Source organism: Pseudomonas tohonis (assembly GCF_012767755.2).
GTDB classification, from domain to species: domain Bacteria; phylum Pseudomonadota; class Gammaproteobacteria; order Pseudomonadales; family Pseudomonadaceae; genus Metapseudomonas; species Metapseudomonas tohonis.
Genome location: NZ_AP023189.1, coordinates 527,765 through 546,323, shown reverse-complemented (window position 1 = coordinate 546,323; position 18,559 = coordinate 527,765). Strand labels below are relative to the sequence as shown.

The following is an 18,559-nucleotide window of genomic DNA, read 5'->3' as shown; positions in this document are numbered from 1 at the left end:
GTATCCTAGCACCTCTTCGCCCGCAGGCGGTACGTCCGCCGGGGCCGTCCGAAAGGTCAAAAACATCGATGAAAGCGATTGCCCGCCACGCCGCCGGCTTGCTGTTCGGCGCCCTTTGTCTGCCGATAGCCGCCCATGCCGCAGAATCCCAACCCACCCATGAATACACCCTCGAAAACGGCCTGAAAATCGTCGTCAGAGAAGACCACAGGGCCCCGGTGGTAGTTTCCCAGCTCTGGTACAAGGTCGGCTCCAGCTACGAGACCCCGGGCCAGAGCGGCCTCTCCCACGCCCTCGAACACATGATGTTCAAGGGCAGCCGCAAGCTCGGCCCGGGCGAGGCTTCCCTGGTGCTGCGCGACCTCGGTGCCGAGGAGAACGCCTTCACCAGCGACGACTACACCGCCTATTACCAGGTCCTGGCGCGCGACCGCCTGAGCGTCGCCTTCGAGCTCGAGGCCGACCGCATGGCCAGCCTGCGCCTGCCGCCGGAAGAGTTCGAGCGCGAGATCGAGGTGATCAAGGAAGAGCGCCGCCTGCGCACCGACGACCGCCCCACCGCCAAGGCCTTCGAGCGCTTCAAGGCCATGGCCTATCCCGCCAGCGGCTACCACACCCCCACCATCGGCTGGATGGCCGACCTGGACCGCATGAAGGTCGAGGAACTGCGCCACTGGTACGAATCCTGGTACGTGCCCAACAACGCCACCCTGGTGGTGGTCGGCGACGTCAAGGGCGAAGAGGTCAAGGCCCTGGCCCAGCGCTGGTTCGGCGGCATCCCCGGCCGCGCCGTACCGCCCTCGAAGAAGCCCCTGGAGCTCGCCGCACCGGGTGAGCGCCGCATCGTCCTGCACGTGAAGACCCAGCTGCCGAGCCTGATCATGGGCTTCAACGTCCCCGGTCTCGCCACCGCCAAGGAGCCCCGCCAGGTCCACGCCCTGCGCCTGATCTCCGCGCTGCTCGATGGCGGCTACAGCGCCCGCCTGCCCAGCCGCCTGGAGCGTGGCGAGGAGCTGGTCAGCGGCGCCTCGGCCAACTACGACGGCTACCCGCGCGGCGACAGCCTGTTCATGCTCAGCGCCACGCCCAACGTGCAAAAGGGCAAGACCCTGGAGCAGACCGAAGCCGGCCTGTGGAAGGAGCTGGAAGACCTCAAGAACAACCCGCCGAGCGACGAGGAACTCAAGCGCGTGCGTGCCCAGGTGATCGCCGGGCTGGTCTACGAACGCGACTCCATCACCAGCCAGGCCACCACCATCGGCCAGCTGGAAACCGTCGGCCTGTCCTGGAAGCTGATGGACCAGGACCTCGCCGCCCTGGAAGCCGTGACCCCGGCCGACATCCAGGCCGCCGCCAAGACCTTCTTCACCCGCGACCGCCTGAGCGTCGCCCACGTCCTGCCCGAGGAGGCTAGCCATGAGTGAGCGCAACGGCCTGCGATACGGCCTGCTCGGCCTGGCCCTGATCGCCCTGCTGGGCGTCCTGCTGTTCATCGTCGTCGACCGCACCCCGCCGGCCCAGGCCGCCGAGGCCGATGAGCCGCCGAAACTCGAATCCATCAGCGAACTGGACGGCAAGGCCCCGGCCCGCCGCGACCTGGACATCCAGACCTGGGACACGGCCGAAGGCGCCAAGGTGCTCTTCGTCGCCGCCCCCGAGCTGCCGATGTTCGACCTGCGCCTGACCTTCGCCGCCGGCAGCAGCCAGGACGGCGACGCCCCCGGCCTGGCCACCCTGACCAACGCTATGCTCAACGAAGGCGTGCAGGGCAAGGACGTCACCGCCATCGCCCAGGGCTTCGAAGGCCTGGGGGCCGACTTCAGCAACGGCGCCTACCGCGACATGGCCGTGGCCGGCCTGCGCAGCCTGACCGACCCCAAGCTGCGCGACCCGGCCCTGGACCTGTTCACCCAGGTCATCGGCGCGCCGACCTTCCCCGAGGACTCCCTGGCGCGCATCAAGAACCAGATGCTCGCCGGCTTCGAGTACCAGAAGCAGAACCCCGGCAAGCTCGCCGGCCTGGCACTGTTCGACAAGCTCTACGGCAAGCACCCCTACGCCCATTCCAGCGAGGGTGACGAGAAATCCATCCCCGCCATCGGCGTCGCCCAGCTGCAGGCCTTCCACAAGAAGGCCTACGCCGCCGGCAACGTGGTGATCGCCCTGGTCGGCGACCTTTCCCGCGAGGAAGCCGAGGCCATCGCCAAGCGTGTCTCCGAAGCCCTGCCGAAAGGGCCGAAGCTGGCCAAGGTCGCGACGCCCGAGACGCCCAAGCCGGGCACCACCCACATCGAGTTCCCGTCGGCGCAGACCCACCTGCTGCTGGCCCAGCTCGGCATCGACCGCAACGAACCCGACTACGCCGCGCTCTACCTGGGCAACCAGATCCTCGGCGGCGGCGGCTTCGGCACCCGGTTGATGGAAGAGGTGCGCGAGAAGCGCGGCCTGACCTACGGCGTCAGCTCCGGCTTCACCGCCATGCAGGTCGCCGGCCCCTTCATGATCGGCCTGCAGACCCGCGCCGAACTGAGCGACGGCACCCTCAAGCTGGTCAAGGACATCGTCCGCGACTACCTGGCCAAGGGCCCGACGCAGAAGGAACTGGACGATGCCAAGCGCGAACTGGCCGGCAGCTTCCCGCTGTCCACCGCGAGCAACGCCGACATCGTCGGCCAGCTCGGCGCCATCGGCTTCTACGGCCTGCCGCTGACCTACCTGGAAGACTTCATGAAACAGGTGCAGGGGCTCAGTGTCGAACAGGTCAAGGCCGCCATGGACAAGCACCTGAACCCGGACAGCTTCGTCATCGTCACCGCCGGCCCGACCGTTCCCCAGAAGGAACTGCCGGCGCCGACGGAGAAGCGTTTCAAACCCAGCTTTGGCATCCCGGAGCACTGATGGCCGCACGTTCACCGAAGAAAGCCCCGGCTCCCCACGGGGGCCAGGGCCAGTTGCGCATCATCGGTGGCGAGTGGCGTTCGCGCCGCTTCGCCTTCCCCAACGGCCCGGGCCTGCGCCCGACGCCGGACCGGGTGCGCGAAACCCTGTTCAACTGGCTCGCGCCCTACGTGGAGGGCGCTCGGGTGCTCGACCCCTTCACCGGCAGCGGCGCCCTGTACCTGGAGGCGCTGTCCCGCGGTGCCCAGGAAGCCCTGGCGCTGGACCTGAACCCCGACTCGATCGCCGCCTTGCGCGGCACCCTGGACACCCTCGGCTGCGGCGCCGGCCAACTGCTGCAGGCCGACGCGCTGCGCTACCTGGCCACCCAGACGCCACGCCCCTACGACCTGGTGTTCCTCGACCCGCCCTTCAACCTCGCGATGCTGCAGCCGGCCTGCGCACTGCTGGAAGAGAATGGCTGGCTGGCCGCCGATGCCTGGATCTACACCGAGAGCGAGAGCGCCCCTTCCAGCCTCGGCCTGCCGGGCAACTGGCGCCTGCACCGGGAGAAGAAGGCCAGCACCGTGCACTACGCGCTGTGGCATCGCCAGGCGTGAGCGACTTCAACCCCGCCTGGTGGCTGCCGGGCCCGCACCTGCAGACCCTCTGGTCGCCCTTCTGCCGCAAACCGCCGCAGCTGGAGCGTCGGCGCGAGCGCCTGTGGCTGGAGGATGGCGACTTCCTCGACCTCGACTGGCACGGCCCGCACGACGCCGAGTCGCCGCTGGTGCTGGTGCTCCACGGCCTCACCGGCTCATCCAGCTCGCTCTACGTGCTCGGCCTGCAACAGCAACTGGCCGGGCGCGGCTGGTCCAGCGTGGCGATCAACTGGCGCGGCTGCTCGGGCGAACCCAACCTGCTGCCCCGGGGCTACCACTCCGGCGCCAGCGAGGACCTGGCCGCCACCGTCGAACACCTGCGCCGCGTGCGCCCGCTGGCACCGCTGTTCGCCGTCGGTTACTCGCTGGGCGGCAACGTGCTGCTCAAGTACCTGGGTGAAAGCGGCGAGGCCTGTGCCCTGCGCGGGGCCGTCGCGGTCTCGGTGCCCTTCCGCCTGGACCAGTGCGCCGACCGCATCGGCGCCGGCTTCTCGCGGGTCTACCAGCGCCATTTCATGCGCGAGATGGTCGCCTACGTGCGCGACAAGCAGCGCCTGTTCGCCCACCAGGGCCAGGCCGATCGCCTGTCGGTACTGGAAAAACTAGGCCCGCTGGACGGCATGCGCACCTTCTGGGATTTCGACGGCCGCATCACCGCGCCCCTGCACGGCTACGCCGACGCCGACGACTACTACCGGCGTGCCTCCAGCCGCTATTTCCTCGGTGCCATCCGCGTGCCCGCGCTGCTGATCCAGGCCGCCGACGACCCTTTCGTGTTCCGCCACAGCATCCCCGAGGCCCACGAGTTGTCCGCTAGCACGCGTCTGGAGCTGCACGAGAAAGGCGGTCACGTCGGCTTCATCGGCGGTACGCCGGGCAAGCCCGACTACTACCTGGAACGGCGCATACCGCAGTGGCTGGCGGGGCTCGCCCGCTAGCCCTGCACCACCAGGTCGAGAGGCACGTAGAGCTTCTCGTAGAGCGCCGCCACCGCCTCCTGCGCCTCGGCGGCGATATAGCCCCCCTCCAGCGCCAGCACCTGGTAGATGCCACGGCGCAGCATCTCCTCGTTGAGGTCGCCTGGGTCGCCCCGGGTGGTGCAGAGGAAGCGCACCCAGGAGGTCATGATGATCCAGCTGTTGAGGGCCAGGGCCTCGATCTGCGCATCGTTCATCAGCAGGATGCCGACCTCGACGAAGCCCCGGTAGATGGCCTGGGCATGCCCCAGGCAGCGCTGGGCGAAGACCCGGTAGCGCGCCGCCAGCTCGGCGTCGGATTCCAGCAGGTGCTCGAGGTCGCGGTGCAGGAAGCGGTAGTGCCACATCGCCGCCAGCAACGCCTCCAGGTAGAAGGTCTTGTCCTCCACCGTCAGCGCGCGGTCACCGGGCAGGCGCAGGAAGGCGTCGACCCGTGATTCGTACTCGGCGAACAGCTCGGCGATGATCACCTGCTTGTTGCGGAAGTGGTAATAGAGGTTGCCCGGCGACATCCCCAGGTGAGCGGCGATGTGGTTGGTGGTGACGTTGCGCTCCCCCTGGGCATTGAACAGCTCCAGGCTGGATTGCACGATTCGCTCGCGGGTCTTGATACGTGGGGCCATGCGCGGATCGGTCTCACTGCTGCCGGGGAGCCGGCGAGGGTAACAAAACTACACAGAGTCCCGGAACAGAGAGTGCCTCCACAGCGCTTCGCGTTCCGTATCGCACCCTGTTCGTGTGGCCTCCCTGCCCCATCTGCAGGCCGCCCGGAGGCCGGCCCAACTTTTCGTTCGGTAGGCAGGGCGAGCCCTGTCGCGCCATGCTATTTGACACACTAGAGCAATTACTCTAAAAATCCAGCACCGGTTTTCAACAATAATTAGAGAGGTGTCGCTCATGGTCGCCGACGTAGCCTATCTGCAGCAGGCCCAGCAGCAGATCAACCAGCTCGAGGAGCTGTTCGCCCGCCAACGTGCCGCCTACGGCGACAACCCGATGCCCAGCGCCGACCAGCGCATCCAGTGGCTCAAATCCCTGCGCGACCTGATCTTCGACGAGCAGGACGCGCTGATCCGCGCCATCAGCCAGGACTTCAGCAACCGCTCGGCGGACGAAACCCTGCTGGCCGAGATCATGCCCAGCCTGCACGGCATCCACTACGCCAAGAACCGCGTGCGCCGCTGGATGAAGCCCTCGCGCCGCGCCGTCGGCATGGCCTTCCAGCCGGCATCGGCCAAGGTCATCTACCAGCCCCTGGGCGTGGTCGGCGTGATCGTGCCGTGGAACTACCCGCTGTTCCTCGCCATCGGCCCGCTGGTCGGCGCCCTGGCCGCGGGCAACCGCGTGATGGTGAAGATGAGCGAATCCACCCCGGCCACCTCCCAGCTGTTCAAGGAGCTGATGGCGCGCATCTTCCCCGAGGACCTCGTCGCCGTATGCCTGGGCGAGGCCGACGTCGGCGTCGCCTTCTCCAAGCTGCCCTTCGACCACCTGCTGTTCACCGGCGCCACCAGCATCGGCCGCCACGTCATGCGTGCCGCCGCCGAGAACCTGACCCCCGTGACCCTGGAGCTGGGCGGCAAGTCGCCGGCCATCGTCTCCCACGAGGTGCCGCTGGACCACGCCGCCGAGCGCATCGCCTTCGGCAAGACCATGAACGCCGGGCAGACCTGCGTCGCCCCCGACTACGTGCTGGTGCCCAGGGATCGCGTCGAAGGCTTCGTCGAGGCCTACCGCACCGCGGTGAAATCCTTCTACCCGCAACTGAAGGACAACCCGGACTACACCGCGATCATCAACGAACGCCAGCTGCAGCGTCTCAACGGCTACCTGCAGGATGCCGAGGCCAAGGGCGCGCGCCTGGTGCCGCTGTTCCCCGAGGCCCAGGGCCGCCGCCTGCCGCACACCCTGGTGCTCGATGTGAAGGACGACATGAAGCTGATGCAGGACGAGATCTTCGGCCCGCTGCTGCCCATCGTCCCCTACGAGCGCCTCGACCAGGCCTTCGCCTATATCAACCAGCGCCCGCGTCCGCTGGCGCTCTATTACTTCGGCTACGACAAGCGCGAGCAGCAGCGCGTGCTGCACGAAACCCACTCCGGCGGCGTGTGCCTGAACGACACCCTGCTGCACGTGGCCCAGGACGACATGCCCTTCGGCGGCGTCGGCCCCTCGGGCATGGGCCACTACCACGGGCATGAAGGGTTCCTCACCTTCAGCAAGGCCAAGGGCGTGTTCATCAAGCAGCGCTTCAACGCCGCGCGGATGATCTACCCGCCCTACGGCAAATCGATCCAGAAGCTGGTCTACAAGCTGTTCGTCCGCTAACGCCCCCCTAAGGATCAGACGGGTACATAACAACAATGACCGAGACCACCCTGAACGCGCCGGGACTTTCCCGGCGCAGCCTGCTCAAAGTCGGCCTGTTCGGCTCTGCCTTCCTCGCCACGGCCGGCGTCACCGCCACCCTCTCCGGCTGCTCCGCCAGCGTCCCGGCCAACGGCCTGGCGATCCTGCGCGACTCCGACCTGCCCTTCCTGCGCGCCCTGATCCCGGTGATGCTCGATGGCGCGGTCAGTGCCGAGCAGATGCCGCAAGCCGTGGCCGGCACCATCCAGAGCCTGGACTACGCCCTGGACCGGCTGTCCCCGGAGATGCTCAAGCTCACCGTGCAGCTCTTCGACGTGCTCGCCCTGCCCATCACCCGGGGGCCGCTGACCGGCGTCTGGGGCAGCTGGGAGAACGCCAGCGCCGAGGATGTGCGCAACTTCCTCGACCGCTGGCAGAACAGCTTCATCGGCCTCCTGAAGATGGGGCACGCCTCCCTGCTGCAGCTGGTGATGATGGCCTGGTACAGCAGGCAGGAAGCCTGGGCGCATTGCGGTTATCCCGGTCCGCCGACCGTCTGACCGCGCCCACCACAACGACAAGAAGCACCACTCGACCAGGCGCCGGACGACCGGCCGCTTTCGGCGAGACCGAGGATTGACTGATGCCCGTACCCGATCTGTTCGCCGACGGCATGGCCCGCGGCTGGAAGACCCACAATGGCTCGCGACTCGAGCAGGACCTGACCCTGGAGGCCGACGTCGCCATCGTCGGCTCCGGCGCGGGCGGCGGCACCACCGCCGAGATACTCAGCGCCGCCGGCTACAAGGTGCTGATCATCGAGGAAGGCCCGCTGAAGACCAGCAGCGACTTCAAGATGCAGGAAGCCGAGGCCTACCCGAGCCTCTACCAGGAAGGCATCGGCCGCATGACCAAGGACGGCGCGGTGACCGTCCTCCAGGGCCGCGCCGTGGGCGGCACCACCCTGATCAACTGGACCTCCAGCTTCCGCACCCCCGACCCGACCCTGGAACACTGGGCCAGGGAGCACGGCGTCAAGGGCCACAGCCCGGCCGAGATGGCGCCCTGGTTCGAGAAGATGGAACAGCGTCTCGGCGTCGCGCCCTGGGCCATTCCGCCGAACCCCAACAACGACGTGCTGCGCAGCGGTTGCGAGAAGCTCGGCCTGCACTGGAAGGTCATCCCGCGCAACGTGCGCGGCTGCTGGAACCTCGGCTACTGCGGCATGGGCTGCCCGACCAACGCCAAGCAGTCGATGCTGGTCACCACCATCCCCGCGACCCTCGACAAGGGCGGCGAGCTGCTCTACCTGGCCCGCGCCCATCGCCTGCTGATCGACGGCGACAAGGTCACCGGCATCGAATGCCAGGGCATGGACGAGCGCTGCGTGGCGCCCACCGGCCGCACCATCACCGTCAAGGCGCGGCACTACGTGCTCTCCGGTGGCGGCATCAATACCCCCGGCCTGCTGCTGCGCTCCGACGCGCCCGACCCGCACGGCCGCACCGGCAAGCGCACCTTCCTGCACCTGGTGAACTTCTCCGCGGCGCAGTTCGAGCAGGTGATCAACCCCTTCTATGGCGCGCCGCAGTCCATCTATTCCGACCACTACCAGTGGGACGACGGCACCACCGGGCGCATGTCCTACAAGCTCGAAGTGCCGCCGCTGCAACCCGCGCTCACCGCCACCCTGCTCGGCCGCTTCGGCATCGACAACGCCCTGCGCATGGAGCAACTGCCGCACACCAACGTGATGCTCGCCCTGCTGCGCGACGGCTTCCACCCGGACAGCGCCGAAGGCACGGTGGAGCTGCGCGGCGACGGCAGCCCGGTGCTCGACTACCGCATGACCGACTACACCTGGGACGGCGTGCGCCGCGCCTTCCAGGTGATGGCCGAGATCCAGTTCGCCGCCGGCGCCAAGGCCGTGCTGCCGCTGCATGCCGACGCCGGCTACGTGAAGACCGCCGCCGAGGCGCGCACGCTGATCGACGGCCTGTCGCTCGAGCTGTACCGCACCCGCCTGGGCAGCGCCCACGTGATGGGCGGCTGCGCCATGGGCGAGGACCCCAAGCAGGCGGTCACCGACAGCCTCGGCCGTCACCACCAGCTGGCCAACCTGTCGATCCACGACGGCTCGCTGTTCCCCACCAGCATCGGCGCCAACCCGCAGCTGTCGGTCTACGGGCTGACCGCGCAGCTCTCCACCGCCCTCGCCGAGCGCCTCAAGAGCGCCTGAGCGGGATAAACCGGCATGCTCCGGCGTCTTGGCCGCCGGGGCATGCTGCGCTACCATCCGATTCCCTTACGGACCCCTGCCAGGACGTAGCGATGAACCGAGTGTTGTATCCGGGCACCTTCGACCCGATCACCAAAGGCCACGGCGATCTGATCGAACGTGCCTCCCGCCTGTTCGACACCGTGATCATCGCGGTGGCCGCCAGCCCCAAGAAGAACCCGCTGTTCTCCCTGGAGCAACGCGTCGAGCTGGCCAGGGAAGTCACCAAGCACCTGCCCAACGTCGAGGTGGTGGGCTTCTCCACCCTGCTGGCGCACTTCGTCAAGGAGCAGAAGGCCAATGTCTTCCTCCGTGGCCTGCGCGCCGTCTCCGATTTCGAGTACGAGTTCCAGCTGGCCAACATGAACCGCCAACTGGCGCCGGACGTGGAGAGCATGTTCCTCACCCCGTCGGAGCGGTACTCCTTCATCTCCTCCACCCTGGTGCGCGAAATAGCGGCCCTGGGCGGGGACATCACCAAGTTCGTCCACCCCGCAGTGGCCGACGCCCTGGCCGAGCGCTTCAAGCGCTGAGCCCCGCGATACGGCGGTCGGCGCGCGCAAAAGGTGCGCCGACCGCGCCATTCCGGCACAATTCCGCCATTGTCTGCTGAGCACCGCCGCCGCACGGCGACGGTAGGAGTTGTTCCATGTCCCTCAAGATCACCGACGACTGCATCAACTGCGACGTCTGCGAACCCGAGTGCCCCAACGGCGCCATCTCCCAGGGCGAGGAGATCTATGTCATCGACCCGAACCTGTGCACCGAGTGCGTCGGCCACTACGACGAGCCGCAGTGCCAGCAGGTCTGCCCGGTGGACTGCATCCCCCTCGACGACGCCCGTGTCGAAACCCGCGAGCAGTTGATGGACAAGTACCTGAAGCTCACGGGCAAGGCCTGACGCCATGGGCCGCCAGCTCCGTGACACGGCCTGGCGCCCCGCCCTGCTCGCGGCGCTGCTGCTGTTCAGCGTCGCACTGCGGGCGGCGCCCCCCGACCAGGCGGCCGTGGCCAGCGCCCAGCCCTCGGCCACCGTGGCCGGCCTGGAAACCCTGGCCATGGGCGGCAACGCCTTCGACGCCGCGGTGGCCATCAGCGCCGCCCTGGCGGTAGCCGAGCCCCACGGCTCCGGCCTCGGCGGCGGCGGTTTCTTCCTCCTGCGCAAGGCCGGCGACAAGCAACCCACCTACCTGTTCCTCGACGCCCGCGAACGCGCGCCCCTCGCCGCACGCCCCGATCTCTACATGCGCGACGGCAAGGTACAGCCGCAGCTGTCCATCAACGGCCCGCTGGCCGCCGCCATTCCCGGCCTGCCCGCCGCGCTGGTGGACCTGTCCCAGCACCACGGCCGCCTGCCCCTCGGTGACGCCCTCGCCCCGGCCATCCGCCTGGCCCGCGACGGCATCTCGGTCGATCGCGTGTACATCGAGCGCGCCGGCTTCCGTCTCGCGGCGATGCGCGACGACCCCGAGACGGCGCGCATCTTCCTCGATGACAAGGGCGAGGTGCCCGATGAATTCAGCCTGCTGCGCCAACCCGACCTGGCGCGCACCCTGGAACGCATCGCCCGCTACGGCAAGGCCGGTTTCTATGCCGGCGAGACCGCCGCAAAGCTGGTGAAGGGCGTGCGCGATGCCGGTGGCATCTGGACCCAGCAGGACCTGGACAGCTACCGCGTGGTGGAACGCCAGCCGCTGCGCTACGCCCTGGCCGACGGCCGCGAACTGATCAGCGCACCGCCGCCCTCGGCCGGCGGCGTGGCCCTGGCCCAGAGCCTGGCGATGCTGCAGCAGCTGCCCTGGCGTGAAGGCGACAAACCGCAGCGCACCCACTACGTGGTCGAGGCGCTGCGCCGTGCCTACCGTGACCGTGGCCTGCTGGGCGACCCCGACTTCATCGCCAACCCGGTGAGCCAACTGCTCGCGCCGGAGTACCTGAAGCGCCTGGCCGCCGGCATCGACCCCCAGCGCGCCACCCCCAGCGCCAGCCTGCCGCCCGCGCCCGCCTGGCGCGAGGGCGACCACACCACCCACTTCGCGGTGATCGACAAGGATGGCAACGCCGTCGCCGCCACGCTGTCGGTGAACCTGCCCTTCGGCGCCGCCTTCGTCGCTCCGGGCACCGGCGTGCTGCTCAACGACGAGATGGACGACTTCGCCGCCGACACCCACGGCGCCAACGCCTACGGCCTGGCCGGCAGCCAGGCCAACGCGGTGGCCGCCGGCAAGCGCCCGCTATCGAGCATGAGCCCCACCTTCATCGAGAGCGCGAAGGAATTCACCGCCTTCGGCACCCCGGGCGGCAGCCGCATCCCCAGCATGGTGCTGCTGTCGATACTGGAATACCTCGACGGCCAGCCCGTCGCCCGCTGGCCGGCGGTGCCGCGCTACCACCACCAGTACCTGCCCGACGTCATCGAGCACGAGCCGAGCACCTTCAGCGACGCCGAGATCGCCGCGCTGCAGGCGCGTGGCTACAGCCTGAAACGCGTCGAGCGCGGCTACGGCAACCAGCAGGTGCTGTTCTGGGACAAGGCTGGCGGCCGTATCGAAGCCGCCAGCGACCCGCGCGGCGTGGGCCTGGCCAAGACGCTGGAAGAAGAGCGGCGCTGAGCCTCGCGGCTCAGGGCAGCTCGATCACCCCTTCGTCGTCCATCGCCGCGGCCTTGCGGAACAGCCCCTGGCCCTGGCCGATCATCAGCACGTTGCGCAGGCTCTGGATGATGCGGCTGGCATAGCCCAGGTCGTTCATCAGCGAGCTCATCTGCAGGCCATCCAGCTGGCCGCTGCGCACCGCGGCGAACAGGCGGTTGCGGAAGTCGCCGTCGAAGTCCGCGGCCTTCTCGTCGAGCCATTGCAGGTGCTGCGACCAGACCTCGTCCGGCAGCTCCGAACGGCTCAGCTCGCGCACCTGGTGCAGGGTCGCCAGCAGGTGGCGGCGCAGCTCCACGTAGGCATCCCGCGTCGCCGACGGCCCGCCCTCCAGGTAATGGCCGAGGTTCTTCTGCAGGTGCTTGGCATCCTTGACCGCATCCACCAGTTGCAGCGCCGCCACCTGGCAGCTGATCCAGAACTGCTGGTGCGCCTCGTCCAGCGTCACCTCCAGGCGCCCCATGAAACTCAGCAGGTCGCCGTAAACGCCCTTGATGTGGCGCTGGTAGAGCGTCTCGGCGTCCAGGTGATGGCGCACGGGCGGTGCCTGTAACGCGGCCTCGTCGGGGCGGTCCTTGCCCAGCAGGTCCACCGGCAGGAACAGCGCGTGGCAGATCACCTCCAGGCTCAGGCGTCCGAGATGGCGCAGCTCCTGCACCACCGCGCTGGCCGCCGCGTCGGCCGAATCCAGGGCGCGTTCGCTGAGGTAGCGCGCGCGGATCCGCTCCGGCTCCGCCGGCCCCACCGCCAGTTCGGTGATCAGCACCTGGGGCTCGCTGCGCTCGGGCAGCCAGCGCACCAGCAGGGTCGCAAGAAGCGCCTGCCAGGGCCAGAACAGCATCACGCCCAACGCGTTGAACAGGGTGTGGAACATCGCCAGCTGGATCAGCGGGTTGTCCCCCAGACCCATGGGCTCCGCCAGGGCGTGCACCAGCCAGGTCAGGGGGCTGAGCAGGGCGAAGGCGAGCACGCCGGTGACGACGTTGAACAGCACATGGGCCAATGCCAGGCGCTGGCCGCTGCGGTTGCCGCCGAGCGAACCGACGAAGGCGGTGGTGACGCTGCTGCCGATATTGGAGCCGATGGCGATCGCCAGGCTCTGGCCCAGCTCCAGCTGGCCGCCGGCCAGGGCTGCGAGGGTCAGCATCAGGGCCGCATGGCTCGATTGCAGCACCACGGTGACCAGCAGGCCGATGACCGCGAACATCAGGCTTCCGGCCAGCCCGTCGACCTGGTGGCCGCTCATGTCGAAGCCACCGCCGAAGCTGGCGAAGCCATCCTTGATCTGGTCGATGCCGAGGAAGATGAAGGCGATGCCCAGCACGATGCGCCCGGCCGCCTTGCTGCGCGGGCCGACGAAGCCGGCGAGCACGCCGAACACCAGCAGCGGCAGGGCCATGGGGCTGAGGCTGAGGTTCTGCCCGGCCATGGCCAGCAGCCAGATGCCGCTGGTGGCCCCGAGGTTGGCGCCGAAGAGGATGGCGATGCCGCCGGCCAGCTGGATCAGCCCGGTACTGATGAAGGCGATGGTGAGCAGGGAAACCAGGGTGCTGGACTGCAGCAGCAGCGTGCCGCAGACACCGAACATCAGCCCCTTGAACGGCGTCGAGGTGCTGCGCCCCAGCAACTGCTCGAGCTTGCCGCCGGCCAGGTCGCGCAGCCCCTCCTCCAGGCACTGCATGCCGAAGAGGAACAGCGCCAGCCCCGCGCAGAGCTGCAGCCAGCCGGCACTCATCCAGAAGCTGCCGGCAAGCCCGACGGCCGCCAGCACCAGCAGCGCGACAACTGGAAAACCCTTCACCTCATCCCCCTCCCTGGCAGGCGCCGAACGGGGCGCCATAAATGCAAACGGCCCCTTGCTCATCGCTGGGCAAGGGGCCGCCTCCGGCTCGAGGAGCCGAGAATAGCGCGATCAGTCTTTCTGGTAACCGCTGCTGGTGCAGCCCAGGCAACGCACGAAGGCTTCCTTGCCCGGATCGACCACCAGGGCCTTGCCGGCGGCGCCGACATTGCCGCCCAGGGCGCTGAAGGGCAGGCTCACCACGAACAGGCCGGCACCGACGACGGTCGCACCGATGAGCAGCGGACGGGCGATCAACAGGTCGCCGACCATGGAATAGGCGGGCGGCGCGTCGGCGGTGTACATCGGGTCGCCGCTGGCGTTCTGCTGCACCACCTCAGCCTGCGCCTGCAGCGCCATGAGGCCAGTGGTCAGCGCCAAGACAGCAGCGGAAGTGCGGAACAGGTTCATGATGCAATCCTTCGGCTATTAGAGGAGTAATGCGGCTAACTATAACAGTGCCCGCGCGCTTTTCAGCGTGACGGCCTTCAATCGCCGTTAAAAGCGTAGTCGGGTTTTTTCGGCTCGTACGGCAGGTAGAACGCCAGCAGGCGGCGCAGATCGGCCGCGGCATCGCCGGTGGTCCAGAACGGCTCGCCGATGACGATGCGCCGGTTGCGGTAGTCCAGTGCCGCCGGCACCACCGGGACCTGCGCGCCACGGGCGATGTGGTAGAAGCCCATCCTCCAGCGCTCCACCCGCTTGCGCGTGCCTTCCGGCGACAGCACGAGGATGAATTCGCGGTTCTCGGCGAAGGCCTGCACGGCCTGCTCGACCTGGTTGAGCCTGAGGTGGCGCTGGATGGGAATGCCGCCCCAGCGCTCCATCAGCCCGGCGAACGGCCAGCGGAAGATGCTGTGCTTGCCGAACCAGCGGGCGTTCAGGCGGAGGATGAACTTGGCCGCGATGAACAGCACGAAATCCCAGTTGGAGGTGTGGTGCGCGCCGATCACCACGAACTTGTCGAGAGGCGGCAGCTGCCCCTCGATGCGCCAGCCCAGGAGCCGGAAGACCCCATGGCCGATGGCCTCCGCAACCGCGTTGCGGGGCAGGTAGTTGCCGGACATCCTTCACCTCTTCTTATTGTTCTCGGCACGGTACGGGAGAGTGCGCCCCGCTAACGCTGGCAACGCGGGCAGTAGACACTCGCCCGTTGCCCCAGCTTGACCTCGCGCAGGGTGGAACCACAGACCTTGCAGAACTCGCCGCCGCGCCCATAGGCGAACAGCTCCTGCTGGAAATAGCCCGGCTGGCCGTCGCCGCCGACGAAGTCGCGCAGCGTGGTGCCACCGCGCTCGATGGCGTGGGCGAGGATGCGCTTGATCTCCTCGGCGAGCCTCAGGTAGCGCGCCCGCGACACGCTGCCCGCCTCGCGGCGCGGGTCGATGCCGGCGGCGAACAGCGCCTCGGTGGCGTAGATGTTGCCCACGCCCACCACCACGGCGTTATCCATGATGAAGGGCTTCACCGCCATGCTGCGCCCGCGGGAGAGCTGGTACAGGCGGTCACCGTCGAACAGGTCCGTCAGCGGCTCGGGGCCGAGGTTGCGCAGCAATTCGTGGTTGTGCGGGTCCGGGCTCCATAGCAGCGCGCCGAAGCGGCGCGGGTCGGTGTAGCGCAGCGCCAGGCCCGACTCCAGCTCGATATCCACATGCTCGTGCTTGGCCGCCAGCGTCCCCGTTTCCACCAGGCGCAGGTTGCCGGACATGCCCAGGTGGCTGATCAGCGTGCCCGCCTCGGCCTGCAGCAGCAGGTACTTGGCGCGGCGCTCGACGACCACGAAACGCTGGCCGGACAGGCGCACGTCCAGGTCCTCCGGGATGGGCCAGCGCAGGCGGCGCTCACGCACCACCACGCGGCTCACGCGCTGGCCCTCGAGGTAGGGCGCGATGCCCCGCCGCGTGGTTTCGACTTCGGGTAATTCAGGCCTGGATGTCTCGACGTGCAGCGTTGCGGGCGATCAGTGGGCGCCCAGTTCGCGGATGCTTTCCTTGAGGTTCTCGAAGTCGTACTCCGAGAGGCCGACGTAGTCGAGCACCAGCGCCCTGACGCTGTTCCACTCGTGGTCATCGGCCTGGTTGCCCAGCACCAGGTGCGAGGCGCAGACGTGCTCGGCCATCTTCAGGATCGCCAGCAGCGTCTTCAGCGGTGCATCGCGCCCGGAGTCGTCGCTGAAGATCGACAGCGCGTTGTGGTGGTTGGCGATGGCCTCGCAGAGGTGCTCCGGCAGGCGCCAGGAGCGCGCGGTGAAGTAGCCCACCACCGCGTGGTTGGTATTGAGCAGGCGGTTCTCGGTGTCGACGATGCGGCGCTCGGCGTTGGCACTGGCATAGGCCTCCTCCAGCACCGTCATGTAGTCCGGGAAGCGCTTGAGCATCAGCGGGATGCCGCAGTTGTGGAACAGCCCCAGCGCGTAGGCCTCGTCCGCCTGCTGGTGGCCGATGCGCTTGGCCAGGGTCAGGCAGGTCATGGCCACGTCCTGGGCGGTGTCCCAGAAGCGGTTGAGGGTGACGATGGTCTCGTCGGTCATCTCGCCCTTGATCGACTGCGCGTTGATCAGGTTGATCACCGTATTGCAGCCCAGCAGGTTGACCGCCTGCTGGATCGAGGCGATGCGATTGGTCAGCCCGTAGAACGGCGAGTTGACGATCTTCAGCAGTGCACCCGACAGGCCCGGGTCCTGGCTGATGAGCTTGGCGATGGTGCGCAGGTCGGGGCTGGGCATGACCTGCTCCATCTGCAGGTCGACCATGATCTGCGGCTGGGGCGGCACGCTGATGCCCTGGAGGAAATGGCGAATCTGTTCTGCTGAAAGTTCTTGGGCCATGACAGCGGGACTGAGGCGGGGAATTGGGGTGACAGTCTAACTCCAGCCACTGGTGAACAGGCCATCGATTTAGCTGAACTTTCGCCTAACGGTCGCCTCGGAAACTGAACACCCACAACGACGGGAGACTCCCAATGAGCCAGTCCATCAGGGGCAAGCGCGTGGCGCTGCTGGTGACCGACGGTTTCGAGCAGGTCGAGCTGACCGGGCCGAAGAAGGCCCTCGAAGACGCCGGCGCCATCGCCGAGATCGTGTCCGCCAGCACCGGCAAGGTCACCGGCTGGAACCACACCACCCCGGCCGACAGCTTCGCCGTCGACCGCACCTTCGACACCGCCCGCATCGAGGACTACGACGCCCTGGTGCTGCCCGGCGGCGTGGTCAACGCCGACACCATCCGCCTGGACGAGATGGCCCAGGAACTGGTGCGCGACGCCGCCCGCGCCAACAAGCCCATCGCGGTCATCTGCCACGGCGCCTGGCTGCTGGCCAGCGCCGACCTGGTCAAGGGCAAGACCCTGACCAGCTGGCCGTCCCTCACCGACGACCTGAAGAACGCCGGCGCCAACTGGGTGGACGAGGAAGTGGTGGTCGACGGCAAGCTGATCAGCAGCCGCAAGCCCGACGACATCCCGGCCTTCAACCGCAAGCTGATCGAGGCCCTCGCGGCCTGAGCACGAGCGCCCGCCGGTAGCAGGATCGGCGGGCGCCTTCGGTTATAATCCCGCTCTTTTTTCCGGAGAGCGACCCATGTCCCTGCCCAGCCTGCGCCTCAAAGCCAACGCCGATCGACGCCTGCGCGCCGGCCACCTGTGGGTCTACAGCAACGAGATCGACGTGGTCGCCACTCCGCTGAACGCCTTCCAGCCCGGCGACCAGGCCATCCTCGAAGCCGCCGGCGGCAAGCCGCTGGGCGTGGTCGCGCTGAGCCCGAACAACCTGATCTGCGCCCGCCTGGTGTCCCGCGACACCAAGCACGTGCTGGACAAGTCGCTGCTGGTGCACCGCCTCAACGTGGCCCTGAGCCTGCGCGAGCGCCTGTTCGACAAGCCCTTCTACCGCCTGGTCTACGGCGACTCCGACCTGCTCCCCGGCCTGGTGGTGGACCGTTTCGGCGACCACATCGTGGTGCAGCTGGCCTCCGCCGCCATGGAGCGCAACAAGGACGCCGTGCTGGATGCCCTGGTGCAGGTGCTCAAGCCCCGTGGCGTGCTGTGGAAGAACGACTCCGCCGCCCGTGACGCCGAGGGCCTGGAGCGCTACGTCGACACCGCCTTCGGCGTGGTGCCCGAGTGGGTCGCCCTGGAAGAGAACGGCGTGAAGTTCGAAGCCCCGGTGCTGGAAGGCCAGAAGACCGGCTGGTTCTACGACCACCGCATGAACCGCGCGCGCCTGGCGCCCTACGTCAAGGGCAAGCGCGTGCTCGACCTGTTCAGCTACATCGGCGGCTGGGGCGTGCAGGCCGCGGCCTTCGGCGCCAGCGAAGTGTTCTGCGTCGACGCCTCCGGTTTCGCCCTCGACGGCGTCGAGCGCAACGCCACCCTCAACGGCGTGGCCGAGCAGGTCACCTGCGTCGAAGGCGACGTGTTCGAAGCCCTGAAGGAGCTGAAGGCCGCCGAAGAGCGCTTCGATGTGGTGGTGGCCGACCCGCCCGCCTTCATCAAGCGCAAGAAGGACCTGAAGAACGGCGAGGCCGCCTACCGCCGCCTCAACGAACAGGCCATGCGCCTGCTCAACAAGGACGGCATCCTGGTCAGCGCCTCCTGCTCCATGCACCTGCCCGAGGACGACCTGCAGAACATCCTGCTCGGCAGCGCCCGCCACCTGGACCGCAACATCCAGTTGCTGGAACGCGGCGGCCAGGGCCCGGACCACCCGGTGCACCCGGCCATCCCGGAAACCCGCTACATCAAGAGCATCACCTGCCGCCTGCTGCCCAACAGCTGATGATCCGACGACGCCCCGGCCCTTGTGCCGGGGCGTCGTCATCCGCCTGCCGCATTCCCTTCACCAAAATTTCATCCCCTCCCGCTTCGCTGTCATTCCCCCGCAATCCGGCCACGCTGGTATAGACCACCGCGAGGCAAGCCAGCCGTCT

Annotated in this window: 18 protein-coding genes; 12 read left to right on the top strand and 6 right to left on the bottom strand. The window is 68.1% G+C overall.

All coding sequences use genetic code 11. The annotated features are described in order from the left end of the window. Positions 1 to 68 precede the first annotated feature (68 nt). The 4 genes from HSX14_RS02545 to HSX14_RS02530 are packed head-to-tail and all read left to right on the top strand — an operon-like array spanning position 69 to position 4,477. Positions 69 to 1,424 carry a M16 family metallopeptidase gene (locus HSX14_RS02545; protein ID WP_173175109.1) on the top strand — a complete coding sequence of 452 codons (1,356 nt, stop codon included), beginning with the start codon at positions 69 to 71 and terminating at the stop codon, positions 1,422 to 1,424. Continuing rightward, positions 1,417 to 2,898 carry a M16 family metallopeptidase gene (locus HSX14_RS02540; protein WP_173175111.1) on the top strand — a complete coding sequence of 494 codons (1,482 nt, stop codon included), beginning with the start codon at positions 1,417 to 1,419 and terminating at the stop codon, positions 2,896 to 2,898. The genes HSX14_RS02545 and HSX14_RS02540 overlap by 8 nt, the downstream gene beginning before the upstream one ends. Beyond that, a complete protein-coding gene (gene rsmD, locus HSX14_RS02535; RefSeq protein ID WP_173175113.1) occupies positions 2,898 to 3,497 on the top strand; it encodes a 16S rRNA (guanine(966)-N(2))-methyltransferase RsmD in 600 nt (199 codons plus the stop codon). Before HSX14_RS02540 ends, rsmD begins: the two co-directional genes overlap by 1 nt. Beyond that, positions 3,494 to 4,477: a hydrolase gene (locus HSX14_RS02530; protein ID WP_173175115.1), complete on the top strand. Its 984-nt coding sequence runs from the start codon at positions 3,494 to 3,496 to the stop codon at positions 4,475 to 4,477. The genes rsmD and HSX14_RS02530 overlap by 4 nt, the downstream gene beginning before the upstream one ends. On the opposite strand, the gene HSX14_RS02525 is transcribed toward HSX14_RS02530, so the two are convergent. Continuing rightward, entirely contained in the window at positions 4,474 to 5,139 is a 666-nt protein-coding gene (locus HSX14_RS02525) for a TetR/AcrR family transcriptional regulator (protein ID WP_111264450.1), read from the bottom strand. The genes HSX14_RS02530 and HSX14_RS02525 overlap by 4 nt on opposite strands. A 274-nt stretch (positions 5,140 to 5,413) precedes the next feature. On the opposite strand from HSX14_RS02525, the gene HSX14_RS02520 reads away from it, so the two are divergent. From HSX14_RS02520 to ggt, 6 genes are all read left to right on the top strand, one after another. Continuing rightward, complete coding sequence (locus HSX14_RS02520; protein WP_173175117.1) at positions 5,414 to 6,844, top strand: coniferyl aldehyde dehydrogenase; 1,431 nt, start codon at positions 5,414 to 5,416, stop codon at positions 6,842 to 6,844. A gap of 35 nt (positions 6,845 to 6,879) precedes the next feature. Then, positions 6,880 to 7,425: a twin-arginine translocation pathway signal protein gene (locus tag HSX14_RS02515; RefSeq protein WP_173175119.1), complete on the top strand. Its 546-nt coding sequence runs from the start codon at positions 6,880 to 6,882 to the stop codon at positions 7,423 to 7,425. Positions 7,426 to 7,508: 83 nt separating this feature from the next. Beyond that, positions 7,509 to 9,104 (top strand): GMC family oxidoreductase, encoded by a 1,596-nt coding sequence (locus HSX14_RS02510; RefSeq protein ID WP_111264447.1) that lies wholly within the window; start codon positions 7,509 to 7,511, stop codon positions 9,102 to 9,104. 92 nt (positions 9,105 to 9,196) lie between these two features. Next, complete coding sequence (gene coaD, locus HSX14_RS02505) at positions 9,197 to 9,676, top strand: pantetheine-phosphate adenylyltransferase (RefSeq protein ID WP_173175121.1); 480 nt, start codon at positions 9,197 to 9,199, stop codon at positions 9,674 to 9,676. A gap of 116 nt (positions 9,677 to 9,792) precedes the next feature. Beyond that, positions 9,793 to 10,044: a YfhL family 4Fe-4S dicluster ferredoxin gene (locus HSX14_RS02500; RefSeq protein ID WP_111264445.1), complete on the top strand. Its 252-nt coding sequence runs from the start codon at positions 9,793 to 9,795 to the stop codon at positions 10,042 to 10,044. 4 nt (positions 10,045 to 10,048) lie between these two features. Beyond that, entirely contained in the window at positions 10,049 to 11,755 is a 1,707-nt protein-coding gene (ggt, locus tag HSX14_RS02495) for a gamma-glutamyltransferase (RefSeq protein ID WP_173175123.1), read from the top strand. Between the two features lie 10 nt (positions 11,756 to 11,765). On the opposite strand, the gene HSX14_RS02490 is transcribed toward ggt, so the two are convergent. The 5 genes from HSX14_RS02490 to HSX14_RS02470 form a co-directional block, all read right to left on the bottom strand. Further along, positions 11,766 to 13,595, bottom strand: a complete 1,830-nt coding sequence (locus tag HSX14_RS02490; RefSeq protein WP_228723533.1) for a Na/Pi cotransporter family protein — start codon at positions 13,593 to 13,595, stop codon at positions 11,766 to 11,768. Positions 13,596 to 13,706: 111 nt separating this feature from the next. Continuing rightward, positions 13,707 to 14,045, bottom strand: a complete 339-nt coding sequence (locus HSX14_RS02485; protein ID WP_173175126.1) for a multidrug transporter — start codon at positions 14,043 to 14,045, stop codon at positions 13,707 to 13,709. Between the two features lie 77 nt (positions 14,046 to 14,122). Further along, positions 14,123 to 14,701, bottom strand: coding sequence for a lysophospholipid acyltransferase family protein (locus tag HSX14_RS02480; RefSeq protein ID WP_173175128.1), 579 nt, complete (start codon positions 14,699 to 14,701; stop codon positions 14,123 to 14,125). Between the two features lie 50 nt (positions 14,702 to 14,751). Beyond that, on the bottom strand, positions 14,752 to 15,582 hold the full coding sequence (gene mutM, locus HSX14_RS02475; RefSeq protein ID WP_173175269.1) for a bifunctional DNA-formamidopyrimidine glycosylase/DNA-(apurinic or apyrimidinic site) lyase: 831 nt from the start codon (positions 15,580 to 15,582) through the stop codon (positions 14,752 to 14,754). A gap of 12 nt (positions 15,583 to 15,594) precedes the next feature. Next, positions 15,595 to 16,407 (bottom strand): HDOD domain-containing protein, encoded by an 813-nt coding sequence (locus HSX14_RS02470; protein WP_173175271.1) that lies wholly within the window; start codon positions 16,405 to 16,407, stop codon positions 15,595 to 15,597. Between the two features lie 188 nt (positions 16,408 to 16,595). Here HSX14_RS02470 and HSX14_RS02465 point away from each other — a divergent pair, with 188 nt between their 5' ends. Further along, entirely contained in the window at positions 16,596 to 17,135 is a 540-nt protein-coding gene (locus tag HSX14_RS02465; protein WP_173175130.1) for a type 1 glutamine amidotransferase domain-containing protein, read from the top strand. A 76-nt stretch (positions 17,136 to 17,211) separates the two neighbouring features. After that, positions 17,212 to 18,408: a class I SAM-dependent rRNA methyltransferase gene (locus HSX14_RS02460; protein WP_173175132.1), complete on the top strand. Its 1,197-nt coding sequence runs from the start codon at positions 17,212 to 17,214 to the stop codon at positions 18,406 to 18,408. Positions 18,409 to 18,559 lie beyond the last annotated feature (151 nt).

What these genes read in the sequence shown, in the direction of transcription:
- HSX14_RS02515 (WP_173175119.1), top strand. Translation starts at nt 6,880, where the DNA reads ATGACCGAGACCACCCTGAACGCGCCGGGACTTTCCCGGCGCAGCCTG.
- HSX14_RS02525 (WP_111264450.1), bottom strand. Translation starts at nt 5,139, where the DNA reads ATGGCCCCACGTATCAAGACCCGCGAGCGAATCGTGCAATCCAGCCTG.
- HSX14_RS02480 (WP_173175128.1), bottom strand. Translation starts at nt 14,701, where the DNA reads ATGTCCGGCAACTACCTGCCCCGCAACGCGGTTGCGGAGGCCATCGGC.
- HSX14_RS02540 (WP_173175111.1), top strand. Translation starts at nt 1,417, where the DNA reads ATGAGTGAGCGCAACGGCCTGCGATACGGCCTGCTCGGCCTGGCCCTG.
- HSX14_RS02510 (WP_111264447.1), top strand. Translation starts at nt 7,509, where the DNA reads ATGCCCGTACCCGATCTGTTCGCCGACGGCATGGCCCGCGGCTGGAAG.
- rsmD (WP_173175113.1), top strand. Translation starts at nt 2,898, where the DNA reads ATGGCCGCACGTTCACCGAAGAAAGCCCCGGCTCCCCACGGGGGCCAG.
- HSX14_RS02485 (WP_173175126.1), bottom strand. Translation starts at nt 14,045, where the DNA reads ATGAACCTGTTCCGCACTTCCGCTGCTGTCTTGGCGCTGACCACTGGC.
- ggt (WP_173175123.1), top strand. Translation starts at nt 10,049, where the DNA reads ATGGGCCGCCAGCTCCGTGACACGGCCTGGCGCCCCGCCCTGCTCGCG.
- HSX14_RS02460 (WP_173175132.1), top strand. Translation starts at nt 17,212, where the DNA reads ATGTCCCTGCCCAGCCTGCGCCTCAAAGCCAACGCCGATCGACGCCTG.
- HSX14_RS02545 (WP_173175109.1), top strand. Translation starts at nt 69, where the DNA reads ATGAAAGCGATTGCCCGCCACGCCGCCGGCTTGCTGTTCGGCGCCCTT.
- HSX14_RS02520 (WP_173175117.1), top strand. Translation starts at nt 5,414, where the DNA reads ATGGTCGCCGACGTAGCCTATCTGCAGCAGGCCCAGCAGCAGATCAAC.
- HSX14_RS02465 (WP_173175130.1), top strand. Translation starts at nt 16,596, where the DNA reads ATGAGCCAGTCCATCAGGGGCAAGCGCGTGGCGCTGCTGGTGACCGAC.
- HSX14_RS02500 (WP_111264445.1), top strand. Translation starts at nt 9,793, where the DNA reads ATGTCCCTCAAGATCACCGACGACTGCATCAACTGCGACGTCTGCGAA.
- coaD (WP_173175121.1), top strand. Translation starts at nt 9,197, where the DNA reads ATGAACCGAGTGTTGTATCCGGGCACCTTCGACCCGATCACCAAAGGC.